Origin of the sequence: Myroides sp. WP-1 (genome assembly GCF_014145635.1) — a bacterium.
In the GTDB taxonomy this organism is placed as follows: Bacteria; Bacteroidota; Bacteroidia; order Flavobacteriales; family Flavobacteriaceae; genus Flavobacterium.
Window position 1 is genome coordinate 21,890 of sequence record NZ_JACHTC010000024.1, and the last position, 17,172, is coordinate 39,061.

At 37.8% G+C, this 17,172-nt stretch carries 10 protein-coding genes; 4 read left to right on the forward strand and 6 right to left on the reverse strand.

All coding sequences use genetic code 11. From position 1 onward, the window contains the following. Window positions 1–5 precede the first annotated feature (5 nt). Complete coding sequence (locus tag H4K33_RS15125) at window positions 6–1,472, reverse strand: amino acid permease (protein ID WP_182650481.1); 1,467 nt, start codon at window positions 1,470–1,472, stop codon at window positions 6–8. A 360-nt stretch (window positions 1,473–1,832) separates the two neighbouring features. Between H4K33_RS15125 and H4K33_RS15130 the strand changes: the two genes are divergently transcribed. The 3 genes from H4K33_RS15130 (at window position 1,833) to H4K33_RS15140 (ending at window position 11,562) form a co-directional block, all read left to right on the forward strand. Then, window positions 1,833–6,473: a choice-of-anchor J domain-containing protein gene (locus tag H4K33_RS15130; protein WP_182650482.1), complete on the forward strand. Its 4,641-nt coding sequence runs from the start codon at window positions 1,833–1,835 to the stop codon at window positions 6,471–6,473. Between the two features lie 67 nt (window positions 6,474–6,540). Further along, window positions 6,541–7,467, forward strand: a complete 927-nt coding sequence (locus H4K33_RS15135; protein WP_182650484.1) for a type IX secretion system membrane protein PorP/SprF — start codon at window positions 6,541–6,543, stop codon at window positions 7,465–7,467. A gap of 300 nt (window positions 7,468–7,767) precedes the next feature. Further along, entirely contained in the window at window positions 7,768–11,562 is a 3,795-nt protein-coding gene (locus tag H4K33_RS15140) for a gliding motility-associated C-terminal domain-containing protein (RefSeq protein WP_182650486.1), read from the forward strand. A 143-nt stretch (window positions 11,563–11,705) separates the two neighbouring features. Here the strand turns inward: H4K33_RS15140 and H4K33_RS15145 are convergent, their stop codons facing one another. The 5 genes from H4K33_RS15145 to H4K33_RS15165 form a co-directional block, all read right to left on the reverse strand. Further along, entirely contained in the window at window positions 11,706–12,353 is a 648-nt protein-coding gene (locus H4K33_RS15145; protein WP_182650488.1) for an alpha/beta hydrolase, read from the reverse strand. Between the two features lie 2 nt (window positions 12,354–12,355). Beyond that, entirely contained in the window at window positions 12,356–12,700 is a 345-nt protein-coding gene (locus tag H4K33_RS15150) for a hypothetical protein (RefSeq protein ID WP_182650490.1), read from the reverse strand. 33 nt (window positions 12,701–12,733) lie between these two features. Then, window positions 12,734–13,987, reverse strand: coding sequence for a dihydroorotase family protein (locus tag H4K33_RS15155; RefSeq protein ID WP_182650493.1), 1,254 nt, complete (start codon window positions 13,985–13,987; stop codon window positions 12,734–12,736). Between the two features lie 111 nt (window positions 13,988–14,098). Continuing rightward, window positions 14,099–14,857, reverse strand: a complete 759-nt coding sequence (locus tag H4K33_RS15160; protein ID WP_255493774.1) for a carboxypeptidase-like regulatory domain-containing protein — start codon at window positions 14,855–14,857, stop codon at window positions 14,099–14,101. A 67-nt stretch (window positions 14,858–14,924) separates the two neighbouring features. After that, complete coding sequence (locus H4K33_RS15165) at window positions 14,925–16,811, reverse strand: DEAD/DEAH box helicase (protein ID WP_182650495.1); 1,887 nt, start codon at window positions 16,809–16,811, stop codon at window positions 14,925–14,927. Between the two features lie 210 nt (window positions 16,812–17,021). Between H4K33_RS15165 and H4K33_RS16680 the strand changes: the two genes are divergently transcribed. Continuing rightward, window positions 17,022–17,172: pentapeptide repeat-containing protein (locus tag H4K33_RS16680; RefSeq protein ID WP_220485341.1), on the forward strand; the 151-nt coding region annotated here is incomplete at its 3' end.

The window sequence follows — 17,172 nt, forward strand, 5'->3', positions numbered from 1 at the left end:
AGAAATTACTTCGTTAAGTCTACGTCTGTCAAAGGAATTACTTTGGTTTTAAACTTCAATTTATGGTAGAAATAGAAGAATAAAAAGAAGGGGATTCCCATATAGGTGATGAGTATTCTTTTCCAATCAACGACACCTTCAAAAAGCATTTGACTATCCTGACCGATGATCACGAATAAGCAAAGTACAAAAGCAAAGATAGGACCAAAGGGGAAAAGTTTGGCTTTGTATACCAGGTTATTAGTGTCATTTCCTTGTGCGATATACGCTCTTCGGAAGCGGTAATGACTGATTGCAATTCCCAACCAAGCAATAAACCCGGTAAGTCCTGAAGCAGCGAGAATAAAGTCGACGGCTTGAGGAGTGATTGATTGAACAATAAAGATAAGCAGTACAACAAGAGCTGTAGCTAGTAAGGCGATTATAGGAACTCCTTGTCCATTTGTTCTACCAAAAGAGCGATGAGCCATTCCGTCTTTTCCCATGGCATATAGCATACGCGTGGAAGCGTACATCCCTGAATTTCCAGCCGATAAGATCGACGTTAAGATAACGGCATTCATCAGAGCAGCAGCAAATGCCCAATGGGCTTTCTCAAAAACTAAAGTAAAAGGTGATTTTGCAATTTCTGTGATATCCGCACCTAATAGCGCCGGACTTGTATAAGGAATGATTAATCCAATGACGAAAATGGAGAGAATGTAAAAAATTAAAATTCGCCAAAATACTTGCTTAATAGCCTTTGGAATATTTTTTTCTGGGTTTTCAGATTCACCGGCTGTAATGCCAATTAACTCTGTTCCTTGAAAGGAGAATCCCGCAATTAAGAATACCCCTAGTACAGTGAGAAATTTACCCGAAAAACCCTCTCCTATAAAAGGAGCCTCTCCGATAGTGAAATTGGTGAAACCGATGTATTCACCTCCCATAATACCAAAAATAGTCAATAGACCTACCAGTAAAAAAATAACAACCGTAACAACCTTGATAAAGGCAAACCAATACTCCGATTCACCATATGCCTTGACGGAAAGGGTATTGAGCCCAACTATAATGAGAAAGAAGACTAAACTCCAAGCCCAAGGGGGGAGAAAATTCATGGGCTCCCAATAGGAAATAACCAACGCTGCAATTGAAACGTCTACTGCAACAGTAATTACCCAATTAAACCAGTAATTCCATCCCAAGGCATAGCCCAAAGAAGGATCGACAAAACGAGAAGCATACGTACTGAAAGACCCAGATACAGGTAAATAGGTAGCCATTTCTCCCAAAGAAGTCATTAAGAAATACACCATAATACCAATGGCTAGATAGGCTAGTACTGCACCTCCTGGTCCCGCTTGTTGGATGGCTTCTCCACTGGCCATAAATAATCCCGTACCAATACATCCTCCAATGGCTATCATGGTTAAGTGACGGGCTTTTAGTTTGCGATGTACGTTTGAATTATCGTTGTTCTGTTCTGTCATCTTTTTTTATCATTTCAAACAAAAGTAACTATTAATCCTATTTTATCCCCTTGTTAGAGGTGGAATATTAGAAAAAAGTAAGTCTTTAGGAGTTTTAGTTTGATGGTTGTAAGGATTTAGCCCAAAAAACAGAACCAAAACAATAATCTGTAAAGAATTATTGTGTTAAAAAATAACTTTTTATTAACTTAAAATTATTTAGGTGTATTATATTTTTTTCTGTTTTATGATAACTTTGTTGATAATATATTTTTATTTATATAATTGTATTAATGGTACTTCATTGTGTTGTATTTTTTTTTAGTTTTTTGATTACTTTAGTTTTGATTTTGTAGTAATGTAAAACTAAATTTTTTTTCGATGAAAAAGTTAAGATTACGTGGAGCCTTGCTCGGGTTGGTCCTCATTCCAACTCTTGTATGGGCGTCACCCAGATTGATGGGTTGGGTAGATAAAATCCAACTCTATTTTGTCAATCATCCTGCTGAACTGCATCAGCAAGTAGAAATGACGCCGAGAAATTCAACGTTGCTTTTCGAAGACGAAGACGAAGATTGCCCTGTTATTGCGCAATTCCCTTTTTTAGAAACGTTTTCTATGGATTCGGAAACAAAACCTTGTTGGACTGTTATCGATAACAATGAAGATGGCAGCACTTGGGATCTCAATGATACGAACGATCCTTTTATAGGTGATGCCGCCGCTGTTATGACAACGGATTGGTTAGATGGTGAAAATGACGATTGGATGATTTCTCCAACCATTCAACTGAATGGAAATCAACGATTACGCTATTATTATAAAGTGGAATCGGAGTGGGAACCCAATGATTTTAGGGTGATGTTATCGACAACGGGAACTGATGTTGCGTCTTTCACTCACGAATTACTCCCTTTACGAGAATACAGTAATACCGTGTATCAAGAAGAGGTAATTTATCTGAAAGATGAAAATGGAGATCCCATTGTTGGCGAGGTTAATATCGCTTGGCATGTTCCTCCAGGAGGTGTAGACGGATGGCGCTTGTACATTGACAGTGTCATTGTAGAAGATGTTCCCGCTTGCCCTACACCGCGAAATATTCAGTTATCCAACTATACCACAGTAGGGGTTCAAGTAGATTGGAGTCAAGGATATGAAGAAGAAGCCTGGGAAGTAGCTATTCAATTAGCAGGAACTGCTGCACCTACTACTGGAACTGCTGTTGATGAAACTACGTATACGGCTACTCAACTCAATAGCAATACGGAATATGATGTATATGTTCGCGCAATATGCGATGCGGAAGAAGGGAGTGTTGGTTCTGAATGGGTAGGCCCTATTCGATTCAGAACGAATATGATTCCACATGAATTGCCTTTTGTAGATGGCTTTGAAGGAGATAATAACTTTGTCTTTATTGGTGCTAAAGTGAATAAATGGCACATAGGAACTGCTGTGAATAACGGCGGAACACATGCCATGTATATCAGTAATGACGAGGGAGTATCCAACCAATATACGTTGGCTGATCCTAATTGGGAGTCAACCAGATCTCATGCTTATGCTGATTTCGCCATTCCGCAAGATGTCAATGAAATGCAATTGTCTTTTGATTGGAGAAGTATGGGAGAAGGTGAAGTTTGGGCTAGTGATTATTTTAGGGTTTGGGTTGTACCTACAGATTATGTGGTCACAGCCAATGAAGAAATAGATGAACTTGTAGATGGAGTAGTAGCGATCGGAGAGTCAAGTTACAAGAGAAATCCCAACTTTTTAAATGAACTCATCTTTTTTGACGGTACACCTTTTGCTGGGCAAAATATCCGCATAGTGTTTGAATGGCTCAATGATGCAAGTGGTGGAGTTCAACCACCAGCTGCTATTGACAATATTGATCTAAGAGAGGTAGTTTGTAGTAGACCACAAGATTTGCATGTGGAGGCTATTAGTGCAACGCAATTTACCTTGGGCTGGACACCTGTAGAGGGAGTAGAAAACTATGAATTAATTATCCGCACGAACCCTTTACCTGTAGCCGTTGATGCAGATGTACCAACACATACTGCTGTTGGAGATAGTTATACGTTTACAGAAGTAAATCGCGGTTCTTTCTATTACGTTTGGTTGAGAACAGCTTGTAATGCAACAGATAAGAGTAAATGGATTGGTCCGTTGGCTGTGAATATACCTAAAATACCAGGGGTTACTTTACCTTATATAGAAAATTTTGAAGGAGATGTTTACTTTCAAACAACTGCAAGTGAACATAATAAATGGGTTGCTGGAAATGCAGTGAGCGAACGCGGTACACGATCGTTGTATGTAACGAAGGATGAAGGAATAAGCAATCTATACTTTGGGGATGAAGGTACAGTAATTCACGCGTTTAAAGATTTTACAGTACCTGCAGGTGCACAACAATTGGATGTTTCATTTAGTTGGAAAGCAGTTGGTGAAACTACAATAGATTGGGACACTTGGGAGCAAATTCCAGGAGATTATTTCAAGGTGTGGATTGTGCCTGCCTCGTTTAATCCAACAGGTGGTACATTAATTACTGCAGCGGCAGATCGAATTGAAATTGATCCAACGAATACATTTTTCCAACAGAGAAGTTTTACAATGCAACGTAGTCTAGTTCCAGCAACAGCTTTTGCAGGACGTACGATGAGAATCGTTTTTGAATGGATTCAAAATGACTTTAGTGGCGAACAACCACCTGCTATTATCGACAATTTATCCATTAAAGAATACAACTGCCCAGATGTTGAAAATATTGCAGTTGAACGCATTGGTAATACGAGCAATTTTGAAGTTACTTGGACAGCAGCACCTGGTCAAACCAAATGGGAAGTGTTTATTGTCGAAAGTGGACAACCTGCTCCTACTGGAGAGGATACTGGAATCATTGTAGAAGGGAATCCAACATACATCGTTGAGAATGTTGAAGAGGGTATTTTTTACAACGTATTCGTACGTCCTGTTTGTTCGGATACGGCTGTAGGATGGTGGAGTGGACCGGAAGGTTTTTCTATTTTTCACCCACCAGGATGTGCGAGTATTTCGCTTGAAGATTTAGAGTTGGATGTAACTGTAGATGGGGAGTATATCATCTGTTCGGAAGATCCTTATACCATTGATTTAAAGGCAGACTTTTACGATATTAAATCAACATCTCAATACCGAATTGAACCGATCGAATACGCTCCACCATTCCCATTCTTTGGTGGTGACGCAGTGAATTTAACCATCGATGATATTTGGTCTGATGTAATTGATTTGGGATTTGATTTTTGTTTCTTTGGCAATAGTTATGACAAAGTACTGATCAGTACTAACGGAGCGATCACTTTCAGTATTGAAGGAGAAGTAGAAGGTGGTGTGTATCAACCAAATGATGGTTGTGCTTGGCGATTTGACGATGAATTACCACATGAACCGGAGGATATTTTTGATGCTACTTTTGTTAATGCCATTTTTGGTGCAATGCAAGATTTAAATCCAGAAAGTTCGCCAGATGATTACTCCGTAAATTACCAAATCTTAGGTGAATATCCTTGTCGCGCTTTGGTGTTTAACATGTATCACATGGGGTTATTTGGACGTAATTACGATCAAAATGATATCGAAGGATCTACACAAACCTCACAGATTGTATTATATGAAAATACCAATATTATTGAGGTATACGTAAAAAATAGACCTGCTTTAGAAGATGATGGCGATGGGTTTATTCACAATAATGCTAATGGTGTAATTGGTATTCAAAATGCGGATGGTACAGTTGCTTATGTACCAGAGGGTCGAAATACAGGCAACTGGTTAACACAGAATGAAGCGTGGCGCTTTGTGCCAAATGGAGAATCTATTGCCTCTTTTGAATGGTTGAGAAATGGTGAGTTCTATTCGGATGAGACGGATATTGCTGTAACTATTACCGAGTCAACAACATTAACAGGACGCATTAAATATCAACACTGTAATGGTGATGAAATGATCATCGAGAAGAGCTTTGATTTCTTAAAAGAACCTATGGTATTCAAGACTCCTAAAACAGTAATGGACTGTGCGAAAAAACCGGGTGTTGCTAATGTATACAATCTAGAAGAGAATATTCCTGTTGTATTAGATGGTTTAGTTATGGATGACTATACCGTAGAGTTTTACAAATCACAAGAAGATGCAACAGCTGGAGTAAATAAGATTGAAGGAAGTTATTCAACGCTTACACCTACAACAGATGTGATCTACATGAAGATTACTAATGAGTTAACGCATTGTTCAAAAACGATAGAATTTAGATTAGGCATTCATCCACAATTAGGAGCTACTATCATCAAACCAATTTTTAAATGTAAAGAGGTTGTTTTACCAGCTTTAGCTCCTGGTGAAGCATATTATACAGAGCCGTTTGGAGCTGGAGTAAGATATGATGCTGGAGCTATTTATAATGACGTAGGTGTGCATACATTATATGTGTATCACGAAGATGAAAATCAATGTTATGGAGAATCTAGTTTTAAAATTGAGATTTTACCAGAAGTATTTGCTCCAATGGTAGAAGATAAAGTATTGGCGTGTGAAGCATTTAGATTGCCATACCTTCCTGAAGGAATGAAATACTATACCGAACCAAATGAAGGAGGAATAGAATTAAAACCAGAGTATGAAGTAATTGTTCCAATGACCATTTATATTGTTGCGAGAAATGGAAATAAAGAAGTATATTGCTATGACGAAACTAGTTTTAATGTTAAATTTGAAGAGTGTCCGATTCCGAAAGGAATTTCTCCAAATGGTGATGGAATCAATGATTCTTTTGACTTGAGTAATCACGGAGTAGCTAAAATTCAGATTTTTAACCGCAATGGAGTCGAAGTTTACTCGCATGGAGTGGGGTATAAAGATGAATTTAAAGGACAAGATTCGTCAGGTAAAACGCTGCCAAGTGGTACATACTATTATGTGATTGTATCGCACGGTCAATTGAAAACAGGATGGTTACAACTCAATTATTAATAGAGTACAACAACGGTGTGTGTCAACACACTGTTGTTGTTCTTCGTTTAAATCGAAAAAAAAGGTTATGAAGAGAATATATGGTATCGCTGGGATTTTATTGATACTAAGCGGAATTGAAGTGAAAGCACAACAGAATCCGCAGTACACCCAATACATGTATAACATGAGCGTAGTCAATCCTGCTTATGCCGGATCCAAAGACGCTGTTTCTATGGGAGCTTTATATCGCAAACAATGGGCCGGTTTTGACGGCGCACCAGAAACGGGTACGTTCTTTATTAATAGCCGCGTAGGTAAAAAAGTGGGAGTTGGATTGTCTTTTATTAACGATCGCATTGGTCCCGTTACAGAGAACAATATTTATGGAGATTTTTCGTATACCTTAGATTTAGGTGGAGTACATAAATTAGCACTAGGGGTTAAAGCTGGTGCAACGTTTCACAGCGCTGATTTGTTTTCTAAAGTGGGAAATGGATATACCCTTGATCCTCACGATCCTGCTTTTGGAGAAGACAGCAAATCAACCTTGTTTAATGCAGGTATTGGAGCGTATTACTATACGGATAAATACTTTATTGGATTAGGTGTTCCCAACCTGATCAAAGAGTACTACCTCAATTATGACGGAAAAGATTTTGGACAACGCGAAATCCACATGTATTTAAATGGTGGTTATGTATTTGATCTAGATCGCGATTGGAAACTAAAACCATCCACAATGATCAAGTATGCTATGAACGCTCCTGTGTCTTTTGATTTGAATGTGAATGTGATGTACCTAAACAAAATCGAAGCAGGTATTAGTTATCGCCTAGAGGATGCCGTGGGAGGAATGATTAATTATCGTGTTACACCTCAATTACGCGTCGGTTATGCCTATGATTATGTTACTTCTGATATTAATAAAGTAGCGAAAGGTTCGCATGAGTTTATGGTGTTGTATGACATCTTCTTGTCTAAAAAAGTGTCGAGTTCTTCTCGTTATTTTTAAACAACTTTTGGCAACTAAGAATATACAAAGAGCTTGAGTTTTACACTCAAGCTCTTTTTTTTGCCTAATAATGACAAGATTAGCCACAGTTAAGGGTAAGGTCTAAAGAAAAAAATATAGTGTTAATTATTTTTCCAATTCTATTGTATCTGTCTTTATTTCACTTCATATCTGATATATACTTGTTTTTTGGTTCAAAACAAAAGAAAATGTTTATTTATGTTAATTTAGTATGTTTTTTATCAATTTTGTTTTTTGTTACTTTTGTATTTATGCTAATAACAATTAAAAATATATTATATGATAAGTAAAAATACGCGGTTTAAGCTTTTTCTTCTAGCCCTACTTGTATTTCCTACTTTGGCGATAGCTTCTACAAGCCTTACTTTTATTGTAGAAGTAGTTGAGTGGATTTGGCAACCGAGAACTCCCATACTTGCAGATCAAGACACTGCTGTAATTCCTACTGAATTGCCGTATGAAGAAGATTTTGAAGGTAATCCTTCTTTTGGTTTTAGTAATGATTCAATCAATCAATGGGTAATCGGTTCTGCTGTGGCAAATACAGGTACACGCAGTTTATATATATCCAATGACGAGGGGATTAGCAATGCTTATACAGTAACGGGTATCCAAGTTTCTCATGCGTATAAGGATATCGTTATTCCCGCAACAGCAGTAGATTTATCGGTTCAACTGGTGTGGAGAAATTTTGGAGAATACAGAACAGATGACTTTAGGGTTTGGCTTGTACCAATCTCTTATACACCACAAGGAGGAGTGCGTATTACAACAAGTGAGAGTCAAGGAATTCAATTAGACGAAAATGCGTTCTCTCGTTCCTCTGCATTCAGCACGACAGAACTACAACGCAATGTTGAGCGTTTTGCAAATCAAACGATGCGCTTGATTTTTGAATGGAAAAACGATGAGTCAGAAGGAGTGCAACCGCCTGCAGCTATTGATAATTTAAAAATAAGCGTTACTCATTGTCCTAAACCAACAGGACTAACCATTCACCAGGTTACAGCTGAGTCAGCAATAATAGAATGGAGAAATGTAGGTGATGTTGAAGACTATGATTTGTTTGTATCAACTGCTGCGGATGATATTGGGTCAGAACAGATACCTACGCATCGTGAAGTAACATCTCCTTATGTGTTAACAGATTTAGAACCCAATACGGTTTATTACGTTTGGATTCGCTCAGTTTGCGATCCTGTAAATACTAGTTTATGGACGGGAAGTTATGATTTTTTAACTCCGCAAATAGCTACGCAATTGCCTTTTTCTGATGATTTTGAAGGAGATTTTACATGGAGTATTACTACAGACGTAGCGAATATATGGACAGCAGGAACAGCGGCTAATAATGGAGGCAATAAAGCGATGTATATCTCTGATGATGAAGGCGAATCGCATCAATATGATTCAACGCAATCTGCCGTTTCTCACGTGTATCGAGATATCGCTATTCCAGAAGATGCTGAAGAATTAACCATTACGTTTGATTGGCTTATTGAGGGTTATATCATTCAACAATTTCCTATCGACTATTTTCGCCTGATTAAGACGACAATAGATGAATTGCCTGAAAGTAATAATATGATTGATATCCAAGGGGACAATAGGCTCATTGGAAGACCTTACTATCTTAATTCTGAGGGTTGGAAAACGGAAAGAGTGACGTTAGATGTGTCTGAAAATCAAGGAGAAGCTATCCGATTGGTGTTTGAGTGGATTAACCTAGTTTCCAATGTAGAAGGATTACCAGCTGCTATTGACAATTTTAGCATTGAAGTTTCTCGTTGTATGAGTCCTTCGGATATCAGAGCTGAGGGTATAAATTATACGAATGATTTTCGCTTTACCTGGACCCCTGGAGGTAGCGAAACTAAATGGGAAGTATATAGTACGCTTCAAGGAGCAACACCACCCGATGTTTATACGGAGGGAATTGTTGTGGAAGGACAACCCCAATATAGATTGAATGATGTCGAGGAAGGTGAATTTTTTTCTTTTTATGTCCGTGCAATTTGTGAGGATGAAAATGGAGAAAACAAAACCGCTTGGGTAGGGCCTTTGATGTATTCCTATTTTGTTCCTCCTGTGTGTGCTGAATTAGATGCGGGTGTAGATGGCATGCCCAATCGAGAGGATAATACGTATTTGATTTGTGAAGAAGGTGCGGTGTCTAAAACGCTAAGAGCAAGTTATATGGATATCAAGCAAGCCACAGATTATAAAGTGGAACAGATTGAATACAATCCGCCTTTTCCTTTCTTTGGTGGAAGTATGGTGCCTTTAACTATAGATGATGAATGGTCTGGTATCATTGACCTTGGATTTGATTTTTGCTTTTATGGCAATACTTACGACAAGGTATTGATATCAACAAATGGCGCTATTACCTTTAGTATTGAAGGGGAAGTAGAAGATGGGCACTACACGCCTCATGGTTGGAGTGAATGGGAGTTTAATGACCCAATACCTTCTCCTAGTCAAGGGGAGGATGCTCCTTTTTTAAATGCAGTATTTGGAGTTATGCAAGATTTAGATCCCGACTATTCTCCAGAAGATTACTCGGTGAATTATCAAATTTTAGGTACTTCTCCTTGTAGAGCTTTGGTTTTTAATGTTTATCATTTAGGACTATATGACCAAGACTATGATGAAGATGACGTAGAAGGATCCACGCAAACCTCTCAAATTGTTTTATATGAAGCGACCAATATTATTGATGTGTATGTCAAAAATAGACCTGTTATACCTGAATTTACAGAATCAGGATATCGTCACAACGAAGGAAATGGGGTGATTGGAATTCAGAATGCCGATGGAACAATAGCGCATTATCCTGGCATGTATCCAGGTGACACCATCCACAGAAATACAGGCGATTGGGTAACGCAAAATGAAGCTTGGCGATTTACACCTGATGGCGAGTCAACTGTAGTGTTTAATTGGTACAAAGATGGAGTCTACTTTTCCTCTGATGAAGTAATAGACGTTGAAATTACAGACGCAACAACGTATGTGGCCAAAGCTATGTATGAAGATTGTAAAGGTGATATGTTTGTCATTGAACGTCAATTCCATTTTGTAAAAGAAGATATTCCCATGGAGGTGTTTCCCAATTATGAGGTATGTGGAAATACAACAGACGTTAATGGAACGGTACAAATTACTCAAGAAGAGATTCATGCGTTTGTGTCTCAACTGTTAGGAGAAGAGTCGCTTTCAAATTATGAAATCACTTATTTTAAAGATGAAGCGTTAACTCAACCACTCGACGAAGTAAGTAGTGTACAAAATACGCAAACCATTTATGCGAAATTTCACAATCTTACTACAAAATGCGCTAAGGCCAGATTCTTTGATTTGGTGCGTATACCTCCCATTGCAGTTACGACGTTAAATTCAATAAACGCCTGTGAAAGTTATGTACTTCCTCAACTCAAAGAAGGAGAGCAATATTTCGCTGAACCCAACGGACAGGGAAGAGCGTATTACCCAGGTGATACGTATGACATTTTAGGTGAGTCTACCCTTTACATCTATAAGCAAGTAGGTGAGTGCTATGGAGAAAGCAAGGTCGAACTAACCTTATTTGAACCCATAACAGCTGATGAATTAGAGGATCAATATATACAATGTGAGAATTTTGTACTGCCACCATTATCGCAGGGTAATGCATACTATACACAGCCTAATCGCGGTGGATTACAACTGCAAGCTGGATTGGAAATTATGGTTCCAATGACCGTTTATATTTATGCAACAAATGGAACACCAACTGCGTTTTGTTCTGCTGAAAGTAGTTTTACTATACATTTTGATGAGTGCCCAATTCCAAGGGGATTCTCACCGAATGGCGATGGAATTAACGATGCATTTGACTTGAGTCAACATGGAATTTCTAAAATTCAAATCTTTAATCGAAACGGAATGGAAGTGTATACACATGGTGAAAAGTACACCAATCAATTCGTAGGAAAAGACAAAAATGGCAATCAATTGCCCGCAGCAACGTATTACTATATTGTAATTTCACATGGAAAACAACGTACAGGATGGGTACAGATTAATTATTAGGTTGTTTGTTGTTTGTTGAGACGATGAGACACACTTACTTTTAAACAAAAAAATCTGCTTGATTTAAAATCAAGCAGATTTTTTTTGTTTAAAGTGAATATATTATTTCAGAGATTTAACCTCTCAATCTTTCACGAACAAATCTATCCTAAAAACGCTTTAAAATCAGCGAAGTTTAATGGGTGAACACCATGGCCAACAGGATATTCTTTATATTGATGTTGAATGTGAAGTGCATCTAAAATAGGCGATGTTTTTCTTGCCCATTCAACAGGGATTACTTGATCTACCGTACCATGCGAGGCGAACAATTGCAACTTGCTAAAATCATTTTGTTCAAAACCAGTTTTGATAATTGCAGCATTGAAGTATCCACTTAAGGCTACTACTTTATTGATTTTCTCTGGATAAGATAGGGCAATAGCATAGCTCAAAATAGCACCTTGGCTAAATCCAACCAAGTTGATATTTGCTGTATCGATAGGGTAGGTTTCAATTAATTCATCGATGAATCTAACAATTAAATCACGAGATTCGATCGCTTGCTGATCATCAGAAAATTTGTTTGCATCTGCATCAAAGTGAATCGCGTACCAAGCATAACCATATGGCGGAACAGGGTAGGGCGCTTGTGCAGATACAATGTAATATTCGTCAGATAGTTCACTTGCAAAAGAAAATAAATCTTCTTCATTGCTGCCATAACCATGCAACAATAAAATCAACGGATTTTTATCCTTTTTTACTTTGGGTTCTTGAATCAAGTAATTGATTGATAACGATGTTTCCATATTTATGCAGATAATTTGTCAAACCATTTTTGAAAGTAAGTACCAACTCCTGGCAATGCGCGAACCTCTCCTTGTAGAGAACCTAAGAAGCTATAGAACCACAATACTACAAAACAAAGATAGAAGGGAACCGTTGCAAATAGAGAATCCACATTAGATACAAAATACCCGAATACATAGAACATTAAATGCAAACCAAAGGTTTGTTTGATGTAGAATCCAGTGTATTTATTTTTGGGTTCAATATTCATAAAGATAACAATCATACACCCTAAAATAGTAAGGTGAGAAGCGATTGCCATGTTTTTTCCGCTTTCAATTTCTTTGGCAGTAAATGTTTTGATCATAGTACTTGAAAATATAAATTGTTTTTAGTTGAACTAAAAATTAAATGTTTGTTTGTCTTGACGAATTACGCCATATACCTTTCCTTGCATTGATTCGCCTAAAAAAGCAGTGTTTTTTGACTTAGATCGAATATCTTCTTTGCTAAAGGTCCAGGTGCCTGCTGTGGTGAATAAACTTAAATTTACCTCTTGTCCTTCCGCAATACTCGTTTCTGGCAGGCCAAAGATACGACGTCCAGCTGTTAGCTTGTCGACGATCACATCAATAGGTAGGAGAGTATTTAACGCTCCAAAAGCAGATTCTAATCCAATTGTACCTGGTGTTGCTAAGTCAAATTCCAATTTTTTGTGTTCAATATCCAAAGGCGTGTGATCCGTTGTGATACAATCGATGGTATGGTCTAGAACAGCCGCAATTAGCGCTTGTCTTGTTGGTTCATCTCTTAATGGAGGTAATACTTTATGACGACTGTCAAATTCAGTTAATTTCGCATCTGTTAATGCTAATTGGTGCACAGCCACACTACAAGTAACTTGAAGTCCTTTTGCTTTTGCTTCGCGAATAAGTTCAACAGATTTTGCAGAGGATATGGTCGGGATATGCATTTTTCCCCCTGTATATTCTAGTAAGAATAAATTACGAGCCACTTGCAATTCTTCAGCCAAAGGAGGAATTCCCTTTAAACCTAATGTAGTGCTTGTAATTCCTTCGTGAACAACTCCTTTTCCCTTGATGCTTTTATCTTGAGCAAAAGCCAGTACTAATCCGTCAAAGTCTTGTACATATTGCAGTGCAATTTTTAAAACATTAGCATTGTCAATTGCTTTTTTATAATCGCCAAAGGCTACAGCCCCCGCATTTTTCATGTCGTACAATTCGGCTAAGTCTGTCCCTTCACTTTTCATGGTTAGTGCTCCGATAGGAAGTGCTTCCGTTGTTTGTCCAAAAGCTTTTTGCTTGATGAAGCTAACGATACTTTGGTTGTCGGTAATGGGGTTGTTATTTGATTCAATCGCTACTTGAGTAAATCCACTTCTTGCTGCTACATCTAATCCGTGAATCAGCGTTTCTCTTTCTTCATAACCTGGTTCACCGAAAGAAACAGAGGTATCAAACCATCCTGGAGAAATAGACAATTGATCCAGTTGAATCACTTGAGCACCTTCTGCAACAAGAGAAGCCGCGATTTTTTCAATTTTTCCATTCTTAAGGTGTAAATCTACAGTTTGATTGTGGAAAGAACTTGTAGGATCTACAATTTTGGCAGATTTTAAAATGATATTCATTTTAGTGCGAGAATTAAATTAGTTATGTGTAGTTATTGCGTACAAAAATACTTTTTATTTTTTGCTTTTGCGAGTAAGATCGAGAAGAAAACCACAAAAAAAATACACCCCTTACTTGGATGTATTTGTTTGTTTTTTGACTAATATTTTAGAGTTTTCAAAACACTCATTAAGGGCCTGATAAATTTGGAAATCAGTTCCTGTATAAATAAAGCGATCCGTTTGATTGCAGTTTTTAAGTGTCTTGATAATGTCTTCTTGTGTAATACCCAACAAGCCACAAACGATTTCTCGATCATAACGCGTTTGCATCAGAGCAATCATATTCTGATCTTCCTTGATGCTTTCAATTTTCTTAAGCTCTTTGGTTTTTCCTTTAAAGAGGTTGTATACTGCATCAACAGGACTAAAGTAGCTACCAACTGCGATATTGTAGGTTGGCATACTTTGGCGTTTATAAAAATCGACTTGTAGTCTGTCGTTTAGTTCGATGAGTTTGGTGTCTACTTCGAGAATACCAGTTAAATCGTATTTCTTAATGAATATTTCGGCCAATTCAATAGATTGTTCCGTTAAGTACAATTTTAGATTTTCGTTGTTTAACCAATCGTTGGTTACCTTTAATTTAATAGGTAAATAACCGGGAAAAGAGAAGTGAATAGAATCGTTGAGGTTAGCATCGATAATGAAAGATCCATCGCGTTTACTAACTGTACCTTTGACTTGTGTAATATTAATTACATTAACATCATCAGCAGGTAAAAGAGATTTGTCGTTGTAGATTGTACCTTTTACTTGTGATCCTTGCTGACTCCAAGCGGCAAAGGAGATTAGGCATGTAAATAAAAAAACTGTAAAATTTCTCATCATTTTTAAAATTGCTTAAAAATAGTGGATATTTTACAGTTTTATATCTTATTTGAAAAAAATTAACAGATTAACTTCTTCTAGGACGTCTTGGTGCATTGTTGTCACCACTTCTTCTTGAAGAACTGCGTTCATTTCTTGGCGCTCTGTCTCTGTCTGTTCTGTTTCCTCTGTCATTGCGATCAGATGATGAACGAGAACCACGGTCAGAACGATTACTAGAAGAACGATCATTGCGTCTTTCTCCTCTGTCGCTTCTTTCTCCACGATCTCTGCGTTCAGAACGGAAACCACCGTCACCACGTCCACCGCCGCCACGTCTGTTATGATCTCTTCTGCCAGAATTCTTTCCGCCATCGTTGTTAGAGATTTCAACGTTTACACGACGTTCTTTGTACGTTTCGTTGTTTAAGATAGACATGATCTTATCTGCATGTTCTGCATCCGTATTAAAGAAAGAGAATCCTTCTTTTACGTCTACTTTAAACAAATCATCACGACCTAACTCTAACGTATCGCGTAAATAATCTTTCAAGCTCATCCAATCGAAACCGTCTTTTGCTCCTAAGTTTAAGAAGAAACGAACCGCTCCATCTGTAGGAACCTCTTTAGATGATCTTCCTGCTGAACCAACATTCGTTAAACTGTTTGACGATTTTTGGTAGTACTCTAATAAGTGGTTAAACTCAACAGATACTACTTTTTTGATCAATTCTTCCGTTGTTAAATCTTCTAATAACTCGGTAATAGAAGGTAAGAAAGTTTCAATCTCAGGATTAACCTCTACGTTTTTGATACGGTTAGCGATGTGATACAACTGAATTTCGCAGATTTCCAATCCAGAAGGAATTGGTTTTTCTTCGAATTTCGTTTTCATGATGCGTTCGATTTGAGAAATCTTACGAGCTTCACTTTTGGTGATGATTACCATAGAAACCCCAGATTTTCCAGCACGTCCTGTACGACCACTACGGTGCGTATACGTTTCGATCTCATCCGGAAGTTGATAGTTTACTACGTGTGTAATATCATCAACGTCAATACCACGAGCAGCAACGTCAGTTGCTACTAACATTTGGATTTGTTTTCCTCTAAATGCTTTCATTACCGCATCGCGTTGTGCTTGCGATAAATCTCCGTGTAAAGCAGCTGCGTTATATCCGTCTTCGATTAATTTTTCAGCAATCGCTTGTGTATCTCTCTTTGTTCTACAAAAGATAACAGAGAAGATATTTGGATTGGCATCTGCTAAGCGTTTTAACGCTAAATAGCGATCTCTAGCAGAAACTAAATAATACTCGTGACTAACATTAGTAGAACCTTGATTTTTGTGTCCAACTGTGATTTCAGCAGGGTTAGACATAAATTCTCTTGCGATGCTCGCTACTTCAGCAGGCATTGTTGCAGAGAATAACCAAGTACTTTTGTCTTCTGGTGTGTCAGCTAAAATAGAGGTGATGTCCTCATAAAACCCCATATTCAACATTTCATCTGCCTCATCTAACACACAGTATTCAATATGTTTGATGTCAACCATTCCGCGGTTAATCATATCTTGCATTCTACCAGGAGTAGCTACAATAATGTGTGCACCACGTTTGATTTCTCTTGCTTGCTCTGTAATACTCGCCCCACCGTATACAGCCACTGTATGAAGTCCTTTTACGTACTTAGAGTATTGTTTGATTTCATTTGCAATTTGCAAGCATAACTCACGCGTCGGTGATAAGATCAACGCTTGAGTGTGTTTTTTAGACAGGTCAATTTTCTGAATAAGCGGAAAACCAAATGCTGCGGTTTTCCCAGTCCCTGTTTGGGCTAACGCAACAATATCGGTATTTTTTTCTAATAATAAAGGAATTGCTTTTTCTTGGATCTCTGAAGGATTCTCAAATCCTAAATCATTAATTGCAGATACTAGCAATTCATTTAGACCTAATAGTTCGAAATTGTTCATATAAATAATAAAATAGGCGCAAAGGTACTACTATTCTTTTATTAATTTTTCTTTTTTAGCGTTTTTGTTTTTGTTTTTTGCATTTTTGTTGGTTGGGAGGGTGAGGTGTTGAGAGGGTGAGGTGTTGAGAGGGTGAGGTGTTGAGAGGGTGAGGTGTTGAGAGGGTGAGGTGTTGAGAGGGTGAGGTGTTGTTTGAAGAGGTGTTGTTTGATGAGGTGTTGTTTGATGAGGTGTTGTTTGAAGAGGTGTTGTTTGAAGAGGTGTTGTTTGAAGAGGTGTTGTTTGAAGAGGTGTTGTTTGAAGAGGTGTTGTTTGAAGAGGTGTTGTTTGAAGAGGTGTTGTTTGAAGAGGTGTTGTTTGA

Coding starts and splice junctions, on each gene's coding strand:
- H4K33_RS15125 (WP_182650481.1), bottom strand. CDS start 1,472: ATGACAGAACAGAACAACGATAATTCAAACGTACATCGCAAACTAAAA.
- H4K33_RS15130 (WP_182650482.1), top strand. CDS start 1,833: ATGAAAAAGTTAAGATTACGTGGAGCCTTGCTCGGGTTGGTCCTCATT.
- H4K33_RS15135 (WP_182650484.1), top strand. CDS start 6,541: ATGAAGAGAATATATGGTATCGCTGGGATTTTATTGATACTAAGCGGA.
- H4K33_RS15140 (WP_182650486.1), top strand. CDS start 7,768: ATGATAAGTAAAAATACGCGGTTTAAGCTTTTTCTTCTAGCCCTACTT.
- H4K33_RS15145 (WP_182650488.1), bottom strand. CDS start 12,353: ATGGAAACATCGTTATCAATCAATTACTTGATTCAAGAACCCAAAGTA.
- H4K33_RS15150 (WP_182650490.1), bottom strand. CDS start 12,700: ATGATCAAAACATTTACTGCCAAAGAAATTGAAAGCGGAAAAAACATG.
- H4K33_RS15155 (WP_182650493.1), bottom strand. CDS start 13,987: ATGAATATCATTTTAAAATCTGCCAAAATTGTAGATCCTACAAGTTCT.
- H4K33_RS15160 (WP_255493774.1), bottom strand. CDS start 14,857: ATGATGAGAAATTTTACAGTTTTTTTATTTACATGCCTAATCTCCTTT.
- H4K33_RS15165 (WP_182650495.1), bottom strand. CDS start 16,811: ATGAACAATTTCGAACTATTAGGTCTAAATGAATTGCTAGTATCTGCA.